Source organism: Arthrobacter sp. YC-RL1 (genome assembly GCF_001454985.1).
GTDB lineage: Bacteria > Actinomycetota > Actinomycetes > Actinomycetales > Micrococcaceae > Glutamicibacter > Glutamicibacter soli.
On sequence record NZ_CP013297.1, the window covers coordinates 2,460,466 to 2,475,451 of the forward strand.

Sequence of the window (14,986 nt, forward strand, 5' to 3'; positions counted from 1 at the left end):
CCGAACGCCGGCGGATCCAGTCCTGCGGGGCGGTTCCGCCGGCGTTGCCGCGTTATTCGTCCGGCCGCCGCTACTTGTAGAAGCCCTCGCGCAGCACGATGCCGTATTCCAGCCAGCACTTCATGGCCGCGAGCATGCCGGTCCAGCCCTCGCAGTTGCCGAAGGCCGCCGTGGCACCCTCGGCGGTGTCCTGCCACGCGGATTCGGTGATCACGACCTTGGTGCGCGAGTTGTCGTCCTGGGGCTGGAAGTCGAAGGTGACGGTGTTCTGCGCGTCGGGCGCCGCGGAATGGTTCGCTTCCCACTGCAGCACGATGCGCCGCGGAACCTCGGCTTCCAGCACCTTCACCGGGAAGACGCCCGGGAAGTCGTGGAAGTCCCAGCTCACGGTCGCGCCGGTTTCCAGGCGGCCCTTGGCGCCGCCGGTCGTGAAGTAGGCGGAGAGCTGCTCGGGATCTGCCACCGCTTCGTACACCTGGGTGCAGGTCTTGGCGATGTGTCCCGAAACGCTGAAGGACAGCTGGCTGGGGGCTGGGTCGTGGCTCACGGCACTTTTCTACACCTCGTGCTCCCAGCGGGGCAAGAGCCCGTCGCGCATTCCCAGCCGCGGTGTCCAAGGCTATCCTGTCGCCATCGGATTCTCGAACGGCTGAGGGAGCGCATCATGGCACGGGTTACCTGCGACGTCACGATCTCACTGGATGGCTACGTGGCCGGGCCGGAGCAGAGCCTTGAACAGCCGCTGGGCCGCGGGGGCGATCAGCTGCACCAATGGCAGTTCGAAGCCCGGGACGACGACGCCGCGGAGCGCGCCGGAATCCTTGAGGCAGGAGCCTACATCATGGGCCGGAACATGTTCAGCCCCGAGCGCGGGGAGCCCTCGGGCAGCTGGCGCGGCTGGTGGGGCGAGGATCCCCCGTACCACGCACCGGTCTTCGTGCTGACCCACCACGAGGGCGAACCGCTGGCCATGGAGGGCGGCACGGTGTTCAACTTCGTGACCGGCGGGATCCGCCGGGCGCTGGAATTGGCGCGCGAGGCGGCCGGCGGGAAGAATGTCGCGATCGCCGGCGGAGCGTCGACCATCAACCAGTTCCTGGACGCGGGGCTGCTGGACGAACTGCGGCTGCACATTTCCCCGAAGCTGCTGGGCTCCGGCGAGCGCCTCTTCCAGGGCGTGTCCGGGCAGGAGTTCATCCCGCGCTCCTCGCGCAGCACCGGGCTGGTCACCCACGTGATCTACGATCTCGCACCGCGGGAATCCGCCTGATCCTGCGCAGGATTCAGGGCCGAGTGTCCTAGCAGCCGAAGGGGCTGGCGTACCGGTAGTCGCCGCGCGGCAGGGCGCTCTCGTCGAACACGCGCACCATGAAGTGCTCGCCCCAGGTCGGGTCGCTGGGGATGATGCCGCGCCCGGACGCCGGTTCGTAGCCGAAGCGGTGGTAGTAGCCCGGCGAGCCGAGCAGCACGATGCCGCTGAGCTGCGCGTTCTCCGCGGCGTCGTGGATCTGCTGCATCAGAATCGAGCCGACACCGCGGTGCTGGTACTCCGGAGCCACGGCCAGCGGGCCCAGGCCCAGCATCTGCTGCCCGTCGATCCTTCCCCAGGTGGCGATGACGTGGCCGATCACCACGGCGTCGTCGAGCGCGACGATGGAAAAGCGCGCATCGTAGCCCTCGCAGTCGAAGAGCTGCTGCAGCAGCCCGACTTCCTCGGGCTCCACCATGGGATCGATTCCGGCAAAAGCCGCATGCGTCACCGCATAGACTGCGGCCCGGTCATCGAAGCCTTCTGGACGAATCTGCATGATCGCAAACCTACCAAACCAGCATCGTCTTGGTAAATCGAATCTTGCCACCGCCCGGCCTGCTCCCCCTGCTCCTTCCGCACCCGTCCCGCCCGGATTCCTGCAGGCCACAACGCACATCCGCTGGCGGCCAGCCCTTGTGCGCAGCGGCCGGCAGGTGCCATGAGGCGTTCAGCTGCGCGGCGCGCTGCGTTGGTGCCGGGCCGCAGCGCTGGCTGCCGCTCTGTAAGAGGACCCGAACGTTGTCCATATTCAACCATTTGGTGGATGACCAGTTCGGTTTCCCGGATTACGATCATGAATTAAAGGCACACCGCACGGCAGCACGCCGGCGCACCAGCAACCACCAGAGGCCAGAGACGTGACGACAGACAAAACACGAAACACCGCACCCGGCACCGTCCCCCGCTCCGCAGCGCACCCGTGGGCGGCGCTGGGCATCCTGGCCGCAGGCCTTGGACTGGTGGTGCTGGACGGCACCATCGTCGGCGTGGCGCTGCCGACCATCATCGCCGACATCCGCCTGGATCTGGGCGACGCGCAGTGGGTCAACAGCCTCTACGCGGTGGTGCTCGCGGGCCTGCTGCTGTCCACCGGCAGCCTGGCCGACCGCTGGGGCCGCAAGAAGATGTTCATTCTCGGCGTGCTCGTATTCATGGGCGGCTCGCTGCTGGCGGCCAATGCGGATGCCGCCGGGCCGCTGATCGCCGCCCGCGCGGTACAGGCCATCGGCGCCGCGAGCATCATGCCTTCCACCCTGTCCACGGTGAACTCGTTGTTCCAGGGCAAGCAGCGCGCCGCCGCCTTCGGCGTATGGGGCGCGGTGATCTCCGGCGCCGCGGCCATCGGCCCGCTGGCCGGCGGCCTGCTCACCGAATACGCGTCCTGGCACTGGATCTTTCTGGTGAACCTGCCGCTGGGCCTGATTCTGCTGGTGCTGGGACTGATGTTCGTGCCCGAAACCAAGGGCGGAACCACCGGCCGCGGAGTGGATGTGGACGGGGCGCTGCTCAGCGCGCTGGGCATGGGCGCGTTGGTGTTCGCGATCATCGAAGGTCCGGATGTCGGATGGATTACCCCCACCAAGGAACTGAAAATCGGCTCGTTCACTTGGCCGGCCGATGCGGCGGTATCTCTGCCCGGCATCGCGCTGCTGGTCTCGGTTGTGGCCATCACGCTGTTCATCTTCTGGGAGCGGCACCGTGCCCGCAACGGCCGCGCCGCGCTGCTGGAACTGCGCTTGTTCGAGCACAAGACGTTCTCCTGGGGCAACCTGACGGCGGCGAGCGTTGCCATCGGCGAATTCGCGCTGTTGTTCGTGCTGCCGCTGTTCCTGGTCAACGCACTGGGGCTGAGCGTGCTGCATGCAGGCTTCATCCTGGCCGCGATGGCGCTGGGTGCCTTCTTCTCCGGGGCTTCGGCCCGGCACCTGGCCGCGGTGCTCTCGCCTGCCGGCACCGTGCTGCTGGGACTGGGACTGGAAACCGCCGGTGTGCTGGTGCTGGCCCTGGTGCTCAGCGCCGGGGTGTCGGTGTGGGCTGTGGCGGTCACCCTGGTGGTCTACGGGCTGGGCTTGGGGCTTGCCTCCGCGCAGCTGACCGGCACGGTGTTGGCCGAGGTTCCGGTGCAGATTTCCGGCCAGGGCTCGGCTACTCAGAGCACCGTGCGCCAGATCGGTTCGGCGCTGGGCACCGCGATCTCCGGCGCCGTGCTCTCCGCGGCGCTGGCCATCACCCTGCCCTCGCGGCTGGACGACGCCCTGGTTCCCGCCGACCAGGCCTCGCAGCTGGCCGAGTCGACCCGGCAGAGCGCCGGCACCACCATCTCCCAACTGCGCCTGCAGCCCCCGGGAGGGCAAGACACCGCGTCGACCATCGACGCCCTCTCCGCGGGATTCTCCGATGCGACCCGATTGTCGATGCTGGCCGCGGCGTTCTTCCTGCTGCTCGGCGCCGTGGGCGCCTGGCGCCTGCTCTCCGCCCAGCGGGTCGCCACCCGGCTGGCCGCGGCAAGTGATCGCTAGGATGCTCCTGGCTACGCGGCCAGGAGCCCGCCAACCGCGGCGATGACCGCGTTGGCCACCTGGCTCAGCTCGTTCTCCTTGATGCCGCGCCCGAAGGACAGCCGCACCGCGGTGTGCGCCAGCTGCTGATCATAGCCCATGGCGGTGAGCACCGGCGAGGGGTCGGTGGATCCGGCCGCGCAGGCGGACCCGGAGGAGCACAGCACGCCCTTGCGCTCCAGCTCGATCAGCACGGTCTCCCCCGCGGTTTTCGGGAACACGAAGGACACGATGCCGCCGATGCGCTGCTGCCCGCTGCCGGTCAGCTGCACGCTGCCCGGGTGCTTGGCTTCCAGCCCGCGGGTGATCTTCTCGATCAGGTAGCTGCCGAAGCCCTCGCCCAGCCCCTGCGCGCGCTGGGAAGCGCAGACCTGCAGGGCCACCGCGATGCCGGCGGCGGCCGCCGGGTTCTCGGTGCCCGAGCGCATGCCCGACTGCTGCCCGCCGCCATGCAGCAGCGGCACGAAGCGGTGCTTCCCCGACAGGTACAGCGCCCCGCTGCCCTTCAGCCCGCCGATCTTGTGCCCGGAGATGCTCAGTGCATCCACGGCGGCGGCCAGCGGCGCCAGGTCCAGCCATCCGGCGGCCTGCACCGCGTCGGTGTGCATCAGCGCGCCGGCCGCGTGGGCCAGCGCGGCGACCTGCGCCACCGGCTGGATGGTGCCGACCTCGTTGTTCACCGCCATCACCGAGACCACGGCGACGTCGTCGTCGATCAGCTGCGCCGCATGCTCCAAGTCCACCAGCCCGCCGGCGGTGACGTCGATGAGCCGCAGCGTGAAACCGTGGAAGTCCACCAGGTAGCGGCAGGCTTCGAGCACCGCGGGGTGCTCGATGGCGCTGGCCACCACCACCCGGCCGCGCGGATTACCCAGCGCGCCGCCGATCACCGCGGTGTTCGCGCCCTCGGTGCCGCCGGAGGTGAAGTAGATCTCCTCCTCGTGCACCCCCAGCTGCGCGGCGACCTGGGCCCGGGCCCAGTTGGCGGCGCGGCGGGCCTGGTGCCCCGCCTCATGGTGCGAGGCGGGGTTGCCGAAGTCGCGGGTCAGCAACGGCGAGACGGTGTCCAGCACCTCCTGGCGCGGCGGGGCGGTGGCGGCGGCGTCCATGTAGATCATTCGACAACCATATCCAGTCCCAGGTCGATCGCCGCCACCGAGTGGGTGATGGCGCCCGAGGAGATGATGTCCACCCCGGATTCGGCCACCGCGGCGACCGTGCCGACGTTGATGTTGCCGCTGGCCTCCACGATCGCGCGCCCGGCGATCAGCTCGATGGCCGCCGGGATATCAGCAGGGTCGAAGTTGTCAAGCATGATCACGTCCACCCCCGCCTCCAGCACCGCCGGCAGCTGGTCGATGGAATCCACCTCCACCTCCATGGCGGTGGTGTGCCCCAGCCTGGCGCGCACGCCGCGCAGCGCCTCGGTCAGCGCCTGCGGGGTATCGAACAAGGCCAGGTGGTTGTCCTTGGCCATGAACGCGTCGGAGAGGTTGTCGCGGTGGTTCACCCCGCCGCCGCAGCGCACCGCGTAGCGTTCCAGCGCGCGCAGCCCCGGGGTGGTCTTGCGGGTGTCGGCGATGCGCGCCTTGGTGTGCGCGACCAGGGCGACCAGCTCGCCGGTAGCGGTGGCGATGGCGCTCAGGCGCTGCAGCAGGTTCAGCCCCACGCGCTCGGCGGTGAGGATGGAGGCCGCCGGGCCGCTGACCTCGATCAGCGTGTCCCCCGCGGCGAACTTCTCCCCTTCGGCGACCAGCTGGGTGGTGGCGATGCCCGGGTCCACCGCGTGCATGGCGCGGGCGAACACCGTGCCGCCGGCCAGGATTCCGGGCTGGCGGGCGCGCACCCGGCAGGTGGCGACCGCCCCCGCCGGCACGATGGTGTCGGCGGTCAGGTCCCCGCGGGGGTTGTCCTCCTGAAGCGCGAAATTGATGATGCGGTCGATCACGCGCAGCGGGACGGGATGGATGGGTGCGTTCACGCGGTGTGTTCCTTGCTGCTTGGGCTTGAAGTGGTCAGGGGTGGAGAAAGCTGTTCGGCGGTTTGTTCGGCGGTTCGTTCAGCAGAACTCAGCTGCCAGCCGTAGCGGATGGCAGGCTGCGATTGCCCGGGCGCCGAGTCCAGCCGGTGGTGGGCGCCGAGCGATCCTCCGCGCGCCAGCGCGCCGGCCGCGGTGAAGCGGGCGGCCAGCCACAGGTTCTCCAGCTCCAGCTGCCCGCGCGGGGACTCGGCCACCGGAGCGGAGGCGCTCAGCAGCTCGGCGAAGCGTTGAAGCTGCTCGCCGGTGCGGTACACGCCGATGGCCTCGCTGGCCTCGCGCTGCAGGGTGTCCAGGTCCAGCGGGGCCTCGGCCGCACCGAGCGCGGACAGCGCCGTCGGCAGCTGGGCGACGGTCATCCCGTCAAGCCCATCGAGGTCCGCGCAGGCCCCGGGATCGTCGGAAAGCATGGCCTGCACCGCGGTGCGGGCGAACACCATCGCCTCCAGCAGCGAGTTGCTGGCCAGCCGGTTGGCGCCGTGCACCGTGGTGTTGGCGCATTCGCCGGCCGCGTAAAGCCCGGGCACGGTGGTGCGCGCGCTGGTGTCCGTGGCGATCCCGCCCATGGCGTAGTGCTGGGCAGGGACCACCGGGACCAGGTCCGCGGCCAGATCCAGCCCGCAGGCCGCCAGCCGTGCGGTGATCGAGGGGAAGCGCCGGGCGGTGAAGCCGGCGCCACGCTGCGCGTCCAGGCCGCGGGCGTCCAGGTACACCCGGCGCCCGGCCAGCAGCTGGCGGTGGATGCCGCGCGCCACCACGTCGCGCGGGGCCAGCTCGGCATCGGGGTGCTCGGCGGGCATGAAGCGCTCGCCGGTGCCGGTGACCAGCACCGCGCCCTCCCCGCGCACCGCCTCGGAGATCATGCCGGCCTCCGGGTAGGCCGCCGGGTCGACCAGCGTGGGGTGGAACTGCACGAATTCCGCGTCGGCGATCACCGCGCCGGCCCGGGCCGCCAGCCCGATCCCGTCCGCGGTGGCCCCTGCCGGGTTGGTGGTCGCGGAGTACAGCCGGCCCAGTCCCCCGGTGGCCAGCAAGACCGCGTCGGCCTCGATCCGGTGCGACGTGCCGTGCTGCAGGACCTCGACCCCGGCCACCGCACCGCGCTCGTCGAGCACCAAGGACGTGGCCAGCGCATGCTCGCGCACCGTCAGCTCGCCGGCGTCGCGGGCGCGCAGCACCGCGGCGGACAGGGCCGCAACCAGCCCCGCCCCGGTGGCGTCCCCGGCGATGTGCAGGATGCGGTGGGCGCTGTGCGCTGCCTCCAGGCCCAGCTGGTAGCCGCCCTCTGCGGTGCGGTCGAACGCGACCGCGTGGCCTTCCAGCGCATCAACCAGCTCGGCGGCCGAGGCGCACATGAAGTCCACCGCGGCTTGCCCGCAGTGCCCGGCGCCGGCGGCCAGCGTGTCAGCCGCGTGCGCGGCCACCGAGTCCCCGGCGGCGATGGACTGCGCGGTGACGGCGCTCAGCCCGCCCTGGGCCAGCTCGCTGTTCGAGTCCCCCAGCCGGTCCTTAGTCAGCAGCACCGGGTGCGTCCCGGCGGCCGCCGCCTGCAGCGCCGCGGTCAGCCCGGCAACCCCGGACCCGATGATGACCAGCTGCTTCTCCCCCGCGGCGCTCATGGCCGGGCGGCCAGCATGCGTTCCAGGGCGATTTTCGCGTCGCCCTGCTGCTCGGCGGGCACGGTGATCCGGTTGACCACGCGCCCGGCGACCAGCTCCTCCAGCACCCAGGCCAGGTAGCCGGGGTGGATGCGGTACATCGTCGAGCACGGGCAGATCACCGGGTCGAGGCAGAAGATGGTGTGCTGAGGGTACTCGGCGGCCAGCCGGTTGACCATGTTGATCTCGGTGCCGATCGCGAACACCGTGGGCTCGGTCGCGTCGGCGATCGCGCGGCGGATGTAGTCGGTGCTGCCGGCCTCGTCGGCCGCGTCCACGACCTCCATCGGGCATTCCGGGTGCACAATCACGCGCACGCCGGGGTACTCCTCGCGCGCCTTCGCGATCTGGCCCGGGTTGAAGCGCTTGTGCACCGAGCAGAAGCCGTGCCACAGGATGACCTTGGCATCGCGCAGGGTCGCCGCCTCGTTGCCGCCCAGCGCCTTGCGCGGGGTCCACATGGGCATCTGCTCCAGCGGCACGCCCATGGCCTTGGCGGTATTGCGGCCCAGGTGCTGGTCGGGGAAGAACAGCACGCGCCGGCCGCGCTCGAACGCCCATTCAAGCACCGTGGCGGCATTCGAGCTGGTGCACACCAGCCCGCCGTTGCGGCCCACGAACGCCTTCAGCTCGGCCGAGCAGTTCATGTAGGTGACCGGGATGACCGGCAGGCGCCCGTCGTCCTCCTCGTCCTTGTACAGTTCGGTCAGCTCGTCCCAGCACTGCTGGACGCTCGGCCCGTCGGCCATGTCCGCCATGGAGCAGCCCGCGGCGAGGTTCGGCAGGATGACCGCCTGGTCCTCGCGCGAGAGGATGTCTGCGGTCTCCGCCATGAAGTGCACACCGCAGAAGACGATCGCCTCCGCCGTCTCGCGGGTCAGCGCCGCGTTGGCCAGTTGGAATGAGTCGCCGACGAAGTCCGCGTACTTCACCACCTCATCGCGCTGGTAGAAGTGGCCCAGGATCACCGCGCGCTCGCCCAGAGTTTCCTTGGCCGCCAGGATGCGCGCGTCCAGCTCCTGATCGCTGGCCTTCAGGTACTCCTGCGGGATGCTGCCCTGCACCGGGTAGCCGGCAGGCACCTCGTCCGCTTCCGAGGCGCCAGGGCCGTAGCCGCCGGGGGCGTCCCAGGGGTTGGACTTCAAATCGTCCGAGCAGGTGGAGCCCGGGGCCAGCAGGTTCAGCCGCGCGATGTTCTGCGCGACCGAGGCGTTGTGCTGGGCCGAAGCCGCGTCGGTGAAGATGGTGTTGGTGCTCATGGTGCTCCCCCTTCAGGGATTCAACGGTCTAGTTGAAAAAGTGTGGTGAAGTTGCTTCTCAGCCCTGCGGCGGCTCGACCTGCAGGGGGTCGACCTGCAGCGGATCGGGCCCGTGCCCGACGTAGCGGTAGAGCCGCGGCGGGCGGTGCTTGCCGCCGGCCTGGTATTCGTCGGTCGCCTCGACGCTGGCGGTCGAGTTCAGCGTGCGCCGGAAGTTCGCCGGATCCAGTCGGCGACCGAGGATCGCCTCGTACACCCCGCGCAGCGCCGCGAGGGTGAAGCGCTCGCCGAGCAGCCGGTGCGCGATCTGCCCGTATTCGGTTTTGTTGCGCAGCCTCCACAGCGCGTAGTCCACGATCTGGCGGTGGTCGAAGGCCATCCGCGCGATCTGCGGATCGTCGATGTCGAACCACGCGACGTTCTCATCGCGCACCGTCGCGCCCACCTGGTCCACGTGCATCAGCGCGAAGTAGGCGATGGTCACCAGCCGGTGCGTGGGCGAGCGGTCGATGTCCCCGAAGGTGTACAGCTGCTCCAGGTAGTTCGGACGCAGCCCGGTGGTCTCGGCCAGCGTGCGCCCGGCCGCCTGGCCCAGCGACTCGCGCGCCCCCACCGGACCGCCGGGCAGCGCCCACAATCCCGCGTGCGGCTGGCGGATGCGGCGCACCAGCGGCAGGCACAGCTTGTCCGGCCCGCCCTCGACGCCCTCGCGGATGCCGAGGATCACCGTGGACACCGCCAGCGTCGGCGGCATGTTCCGCCGTTCGTCGACGTTTGCCCAGCTTGGTACCGATGTCATCAGGTGTGATGCCCCGTTTCAGGTTTTCCAGCAGTTTCCGCGGTCCGGACCGCGTTAGAGTCATTCTGACATTAACTACCTCGTCGCGCTAGCGCAAGACGATGTTTACCTGTTTTGTGGCCTATGATCGGTAGCATGACCCTTGATCTGAATCTCCGCGTCATTCGCACAAACTCCGAGGTGAGCGGACCATCCGTACTGCTCATCCACGGCTTCGCCTCATCCGGCGAATCGAATTGGGAACGGGCCCGGTGGACGAATTATTTCACCGACCATGGCCGCAACGTCCTGCTTGTCGACCTTCCCGGCCACGGCACCGACCCGCACCGCAACGAAGGCAGCTGGGCTCCGAGCCAGATCCGCCAGGCGCTGGCAGCCATCGTGATTGATCTGGACGAAGGTCCAGTCGACGTGCTGGGCTACTCGCTGGGCTCGCGCCTCGCATGGGAATTCGCCGCGTGGAACCCGGATCTGGTCGAGCACCTGGTCATGGGCGGCCCGGGCGCCAACGACATGCTCGCCGGCTTCGAGATCGAACAGGCCCGCAAGTTCCTTGCCAGCGGCGAGGAGATCAACGACGACCTCACCGCCATGATCATGCAGATTGTCGCCGCCGAGCCGTCCAACGATGCCGAAGCACTGTTCAAGCTGATCGAGGGCATCAAGACCGAGCCTTTCGAGCCCGAAACCAAGGTCCCCTCCACCCCTACCCTGCTGGTAGCCGGCGACCTTGATGACCTGGCTACCACGATGCCGCAGCTGCGCCGTCTGCTCAAAGACGCCGGCACCCGCAACGAGGTGCTCTGGCTGACCGGACGCAACCATGCGAACGCCGTCACGAGCCGCGAATTCAAGGAAAAGACCTTGGAGTTCTTGGGCGCCTAACCCACGTCGAAGCGCTGGCACCTTGGCCGCGGACCTCACGACCTGTCCAGCGAGGTCCGCGGCCACAAGGGTTCTCCACATCTCGAAGCGCGATTCACCGTTGATCCGCTGGCGACGACTATCGTCGCCATATGGACTTCTTCAGCTGGCTGCAGGAATTCTTCAATTCCGCTTGGATTTGGATGACACCAGGCATTTCGGCCTTGGCATCCTGGGGCGCCATTTTGCCGGCCTTGGTTGGATTTATCGCAGCCTTGGCCGCACTCCGGACATTCAAGCTCCGCGCAAGGGTCGACCATGCGGATCAGTGGCGGAAGCTCGTCCAATACGGAATCGAACTGGCAAAAAGTGATTCCACCACGGATCAGGCCTTGGGTTCCCTGATCCTAGGAACTCTTGACGGCCCCCATAAACCATGGGTGTTCAAGAATCCTCACTATTCGAAAAACCGCAATGGCCCGTTGGCCCAACCTGAGCTGCCGTTGACAGCGAAGCCAGTCGAGTCGCATTCATCGTTGCCTGACGAATCAAGCAATGTGCTGGGACGTCTCAGGGCACTTCGCCATTTCAAGAAATCACATCGTGATGGCTGGTTCGTATCGCGAAGTGAGGCCGCCATGCTGGGAGCTATGTCCCGGATCATTTCGGATGACATCTCAGGGCCAGGGAAGTCTACAACCTCGCCTGAAAATTCGAACGACAGCGCAACAGTCGATGCGCGCGAACCGGTCTGGGACGGCATACTCACCGGCTTACGTGACGTTCGGACGAAAGCTAGACTCAGGACAATAGCATCTAGAAAACGGTGGAAATAATGGCCACACGACGAAATCGGAATGCTGAAATCATCGTCGAAGACGAAGTGTCCGCCCCAGATCTGCACGTCGAAAAACGCGGCGATGACGAATACATCATTGTCGATCCAGATGACAACGTGCACTCAAAAGTGCTCAGTTATCTGGCCATGTTCGCAGCCAGGCAACACGCGAAAAATGCGGTGGCTTTCTCGCCGACCATCACGTTGAGCCCGAACATGAAGGCTCTGATCAAGTACCAAATTCCAGGCGAATAGTCCCACCTGTCACAGACAACGCTACAGCGGCGCGTAGAACAGCAGCGTCAAGTCCGAGGCTTCCGCCGGAATCAGGTTGTGCTGTTCGTAGCGGGTCAGCCCCTTGGCCGGGTGGTTGAACAGCCGCTCGCGGGTGCCGAAGCCGGCCACGTCGCGCTCCTTCCAGATCGCCGCGAATTCCGGCGAGGCCGCCGACACACGGGCGACGATGCCGCTCTCCCCCGCAGGGTTCAGCCAGCCGCGCGTCTCGGCGCGGAAGCTTCCCACGAACCCGCGGCTCTGCTCCGCCCAGTCGGGCAGCATCTGCCGCAGCGACGCATCGGTGAATACCAGCCAGAGCAGGTTCCGATCGCCCTCCTCCAGCATCTCAATCCGTGGGTACAGCTGCGCGTAGTGCTGGTTCCAGCCGATGATGCTCCAGTCCGCGGAGAGCAGGAACGCCGGGAACTCCAATGCATCCAGCAATCGCTGCAGCGCCGGGGTCATGCCCTCGGAGGCTGCCGGAATGGTGTCGCGGTGCCCGCCGAGCGAGAGCAGGTAGGTGGTTTCCACCGGGGTCAGCCGGTAGAGCCGGGCCAGCGAGTCGAGCACCTGGCGCGAGGGGTTGATGTCTCGGGCCTGCTCCAGCCACGTGTACCAGGTGACGCTGATGCCGGCCAGCGTGGCCACTTCCTCCCGGCGCAGCCCGCGCAGCCGGCTGCGGCCCACCGCCGGCAGGCCGTGCGCGGCGCGGTCCGCCCGGGCCCGTCGGTCCTTGAGGAAACCGGCGAGCTCCTCCCTGCGGCGCTGACTAGCGTTCATCGGTGCCCCGTCGTCGTCTGGTAGTAGTACTACTAGTATTGTCACCGTCTGGGTCTGCGGCAAAACCTGTGATGTGATTATGCAATGACCACACTTCGTTCCCACACCGTCACCCATGGCCGCAACATGGCAGGCGCCCGCGCCCTGTTCCGCGCGGCTGGAGTCAACGGCGCAGATCTGGGCCGTAAGCCCATCATCGCCGTGGCCAACAGCTTCACCGAATTCGTTCCGGGCCACACCCACCTGCAGCCCGTGGGCCGCATCGTCTCCGAGGCGATCACCGCCGCCGGCGGCATCCCGCGCGAGTTCAACACCATCGCGGTGGACGACGGCATCGCCATGGGCCACGGCGGCATGCTGTACTCGCTGCCCAGCCGCGACCTGATCGCCGACTCGGTCGAATACATGGTCAACGCCCACTGCGCCGACGCGCTGATCTGCATCTCCAACTGCGACAAGATCACCCCGGGAATGCTGATGGCCGCGCTGCGCCTGAACATCCCGACCGTGTTCGTCTCCGGCGGCCCGATGGAATCCGGCCGCGCCACCCTGGTGGACGGCACCGTGCGCACCCTGGACCTGGTCGACGCCATCTCCGAGGCGGTGAACGAGAACGTCTCCGACGCGGACCTGCTGCGCATCGAGGAATCGGCCTGCCCGACCTGCGGCTCGTGCTCCGGCATGTTCACCGCGAACTCGATGAACTGCCTGACCGAGGCCATGGGCCTGTCGCTGCCGGGCAACGGCTCCACCCTGGCCACCCATACCGCCCGCAAGGACCTCTACGAGAACGCCGGCAAGCTGGTTGTCGAGATCTCCAACCGCTACTACGGCGAATCCGACGACTCGGTGCTGCCGCGCAGCATCGCCACCGAGCAGGCCTTCGGCAACGCCATGGCCCTGGACATCGCCATGGGCGGTTCCACCAACACCATCCTGCACCTGCTCGCCGCCGCCCACGAGGCCGGCGTCGAGTTCGGCCTGGACGAGATCGACGCGGTCTCCCGCCGCGTGCCGTGCCTGGCCAAGGTCGCGCCGAACGCGGCAGGCGCCGGCAAGATCTACTACATGGAGGACGTGCACCGCGCCGGCGGCATCCCCGCCATCCTCGGCGAGCTGCGCCGCGGCGGCCTGCTGGACGAGACCGTGCACACCGTGCACTCCAAGACCATGGGCGAATGGCTGGACGCCTGGGACATCCGCGGCGGTGCGGCCACCGAGCAATCCCTCGCCCTGTGGCACGCAGCCCCGGGCGGCGTGCGCTCCTCCACCGCGTTCTCCCAGTCCGCCCAGTGGGAGGACCTGGACACCGACGCAGCCGAAGGCTGCATCCGCTCGGTCGAGCACGCCTACTCCAAGGACGGCGGCCTGGCCGTGCTGCGCGGCAACATCGCCGTGGACGGCGCCGTGGTCAAGACCGCCGGCGTGGACCCTTCCATCTGGACCTTCACGGGCCCGGCTGTGGTCTGCGAGTCCCAGGACGAGGCAGTCGAGAAGATCCTGAACAAGCAGGTCAAGGCCGGCGACGTCGTTGTCATCCGCTACGAAGGCCCCAAGGGCGGCCCAGGCATGCAGGAAATGCTCTACCCGACCTCGTTCCTCAAGGGCCGCGGCCTGGGCAAGGAATGCGCGCTGATCACCGACGGCCGCTTCTCCGGCGGCACCTCGGGCCTGTCCATCGGCCACGTCTCCCCCGAGGCGGCCTCCGGCGGACTCATCGCACTGGTCGAGGACGGCGACTCGATCTCCATCGACATCCCGACCCGCGGCCTGACCTTGAACGTCTCCGACGACGTCCTGGCCGAGCGCCGCGAGCGCCTGCTGGCCACCACCGGCTACCGCCCGGCCAACCGCGAGCGCGTGGTCTCCCCTGCGCTGCGCGCCTACGCCGCTATGGCCTTGTCCGCGGACAAGGGCGCGGTGCGCGACGTCGATCGCGTCGAGCGCGCCCTGCGCGAGGCCGACGAGCGCGCCGCTGCAGCAGAACGTACGGCAGCAACCGCACAGGCCTAACCCGTACTGACAGCCGCGAAGGGCTCGGAGCATTCAGATCGAATGCTCCGAGCCCTTCGCGCATTTGCGGGCCCGTTAGCTCGGCTGCATGATGCCGACAGGCCCAGAAACGACAAATGACCTGGGACTCATCCATTGTGAGTCCCAGGCCTGTCGAGATACTTTCCCACCCCCAAGTGAGCATGCATCCAACAAGACAAAATCTCTCCGCGCACCCCCAAGTGCAATTCCTGAACTGCGCCATCCCCATGGCATGAGTTCGTTGTGCGGCTGATTTCGTCTTTCACCAGTTAAGAGTGCTTCACTGCCGCTTCGTGACGCGGTTTTCTAAAAATAACTCTTTCCTTGGGAATGATTCCGCACCACTGTCCGATAAAAATGCATGTCAGAACACTTTTGCGGATAGGAGAGTCTTTCGAAATTCCACCAAGAATAACTCTCGCAGGATTCAGTCCTTGACGAATTTCTGAGCTTCATCGTTCTGGCATTCCTCCAGAAAGACGTCGAGCGAAGCCACCTGAATGCTTCCCACCGAGGCCTACGGTTCCATGGTCACCCCATGGCAGTGGTTCACGGATTCAGATAACGTCG

At 67.7% G+C, this 14,986-nt stretch carries 14 protein-coding genes; 6 read left to right on the forward strand and 8 right to left on the reverse strand.

The window, feature by feature from the left end; genetic code table 11:
• Window positions 1–70: 70 nt before the first annotated feature.
• The gene (locus ATC04_RS11410) at window positions 71–547 is read right to left on the reverse strand and encodes an SRPBCC domain-containing protein (RefSeq protein WP_047118812.1); all 477 of its coding nucleotides are present in this window, start codon (window positions 545–547) and stop codon (window positions 71–73) included.
• A 117-nt stretch (window positions 548–664) separates the two neighbouring features.
• Here ATC04_RS11410 and ATC04_RS11415 point away from each other — a divergent pair, with 117 nt between their 5' ends.
• Window positions 665–1,270, forward strand: a complete 606-nt coding sequence (locus ATC04_RS11415; protein WP_047118811.1) for a dihydrofolate reductase family protein — start codon at window positions 665–667, stop codon at window positions 1,268–1,270.
• Between the two features lie 28 nt (window positions 1,271–1,298).
• Here the strand turns inward: ATC04_RS11415 and ATC04_RS11420 are convergent, their stop codons facing one another.
• Window positions 1,299–1,808, reverse strand: coding sequence for an N-acetyltransferase (locus ATC04_RS11420; RefSeq protein WP_047118810.1), 510 nt, complete (start codon window positions 1,806–1,808; stop codon window positions 1,299–1,301).
• A 433-nt stretch (window positions 1,809–2,241) separates the two neighbouring features.
• On the opposite strand from ATC04_RS11420, the gene ATC04_RS11425 reads away from it, so the two are divergent.
• On the forward strand, window positions 2,242–3,831 hold the full coding sequence (locus ATC04_RS11425) for an MFS transporter (protein WP_047120663.1): 1,590 nt from the start codon (window positions 2,242–2,244) through the stop codon (window positions 3,829–3,831).
• 11 nt (window positions 3,832–3,842) lie between these two features.
• Here the strand turns inward: ATC04_RS11425 and ATC04_RS11430 are convergent, their stop codons facing one another.
• The 5 genes from ATC04_RS11430 to ATC04_RS11450 are packed head-to-tail and all read right to left on the reverse strand — an operon-like array spanning window position 3,843 to window position 9,624.
• The gene (locus tag ATC04_RS11430; protein ID WP_047118809.1) at window positions 3,843–4,988 is read right to left on the reverse strand and encodes a cysteine desulfurase family protein; all 1,146 of its coding nucleotides are present in this window, start codon (window positions 4,986–4,988) and stop codon (window positions 3,843–3,845) included.
• Window positions 4,985–5,851, reverse strand: a complete 867-nt coding sequence (gene nadC, locus ATC04_RS11435) for a carboxylating nicotinate-nucleotide diphosphorylase (protein ID WP_082636917.1) — start codon at window positions 5,849–5,851, stop codon at window positions 4,985–4,987. Before nadC ends, ATC04_RS11430 begins: the two co-directional genes overlap by 4 nt.
• A complete protein-coding gene (locus ATC04_RS11440; RefSeq protein ID WP_082123849.1) occupies window positions 5,848–7,527 on the reverse strand; it encodes an FAD-binding protein in 1,680 nt (559 codons plus the stop codon). Before ATC04_RS11440 ends, nadC begins: the two co-directional genes overlap by 4 nt.
• A complete protein-coding gene (gene nadA, locus ATC04_RS11445; RefSeq protein WP_047118807.1) occupies window positions 7,524–8,825 on the reverse strand; it encodes a quinolinate synthase NadA in 1,302 nt (433 codons plus the stop codon). Before nadA ends, ATC04_RS11440 begins: the two co-directional genes overlap by 4 nt.
• A 58-nt stretch (window positions 8,826–8,883) precedes the next feature.
• On the reverse strand, window positions 8,884–9,624 hold the full coding sequence (locus tag ATC04_RS11450) for an NUDIX domain-containing protein (RefSeq protein ID WP_047118806.1): 741 nt from the start codon (window positions 9,622–9,624) through the stop codon (window positions 8,884–8,886).
• 180 nt (window positions 9,625–9,804) lie between these two features.
• On the opposite strand from ATC04_RS11450, the gene ATC04_RS11455 reads away from it, so the two are divergent.
• The 3 genes from ATC04_RS11455 to ATC04_RS11460 all read left to right on the forward strand — a co-directional run bounded on the left by ATC04_RS11455 (window position 9,805) and on the right by ATC04_RS11460 (window position 11,581).
• Window positions 9,805–10,509, forward strand: coding sequence for an alpha/beta fold hydrolase (locus tag ATC04_RS11455; protein ID WP_160309072.1), 705 nt, complete (start codon window positions 9,805–9,807; stop codon window positions 10,507–10,509).
• 131 nt (window positions 10,510–10,640) lie between these two features.
• Window positions 10,641–11,324 (forward strand): hypothetical protein, encoded by a 684-nt coding sequence (locus tag ATC04_RS19365; RefSeq protein WP_152666814.1) that lies wholly within the window; start codon window positions 10,641–10,643, stop codon window positions 11,322–11,324.
• Entirely contained in the window at window positions 11,324–11,581 is a 258-nt protein-coding gene (locus ATC04_RS11460; RefSeq protein ID WP_047118804.1) for a hypothetical protein, read from the forward strand. The genes ATC04_RS19365 and ATC04_RS11460 overlap by 1 nt, the downstream gene beginning before the upstream one ends.
• A gap of 21 nt (window positions 11,582–11,602) precedes the next feature.
• Here the strand turns inward: ATC04_RS11460 and ATC04_RS11465 are convergent, their stop codons facing one another.
• Window positions 11,603–12,382, reverse strand: a complete 780-nt coding sequence (locus ATC04_RS11465) for a helix-turn-helix transcriptional regulator (RefSeq protein ID WP_047118803.1) — start codon at window positions 12,380–12,382, stop codon at window positions 11,603–11,605.
• Between the two features lie 84 nt (window positions 12,383–12,466).
• On the opposite strand from ATC04_RS11465, the gene ilvD reads away from it, so the two are divergent.
• The gene (gene ilvD / locus ATC04_RS11470; protein WP_047118802.1) at window positions 12,467–14,395 is read left to right on the forward strand and encodes a dihydroxy-acid dehydratase; all 1,929 of its coding nucleotides are present in this window, start codon (window positions 12,467–12,469) and stop codon (window positions 14,393–14,395) included.
• Window positions 14,396–14,986 lie beyond the last annotated feature (591 nt).

Coding starts and splice junctions, on each gene's coding strand:
- ATC04_RS11430 (WP_047118809.1), bottom strand. CDS start 4,988: ATGATCTACATGGACGCCGCCGCCACCGCCCCGCCGCGCCAGGAGGTG.
- ATC04_RS11420 (WP_047118810.1), bottom strand. CDS start 1,808: ATGCAGATTCGTCCAGAAGGCTTCGATGACCGGGCCGCAGTCTATGCG.
- ATC04_RS11415 (WP_047118811.1), top strand. CDS start 665: ATGGCACGGGTTACCTGCGACGTCACGATCTCACTGGATGGCTACGTG.
- ATC04_RS11460 (WP_047118804.1), top strand. CDS start 11,324: ATGGCCACACGACGAAATCGGAATGCTGAAATCATCGTCGAAGACGAA.
- ATC04_RS11465 (WP_047118803.1), bottom strand. CDS start 12,382: ATGAACGCTAGTCAGCGCCGCAGGGAGGAGCTCGCCGGTTTCCTCAAG.
- ilvD (WP_047118802.1), top strand. CDS start 12,467: ATGACCACACTTCGTTCCCACACCGTCACCCATGGCCGCAACATGGCA.
- nadA (WP_047118807.1), bottom strand. CDS start 8,825: ATGAGCACCAACACCATCTTCACCGACGCGGCTTCGGCCCAGCACAAC.
- ATC04_RS19365 (WP_152666814.1), top strand. CDS start 10,641: ATGGACTTCTTCAGCTGGCTGCAGGAATTCTTCAATTCCGCTTGGATT.
- ATC04_RS11440 (WP_082123849.1), bottom strand. CDS start 7,527: ATGAGCGCCGCGGGGGAGAAGCAGCTGGTCATCATCGGGTCCGGGGTT.
- ATC04_RS11450 (WP_047118806.1), bottom strand. CDS start 9,624: ATGACATCGGTACCAAGCTGGGCAAACGTCGACGAACGGCGGAACATG.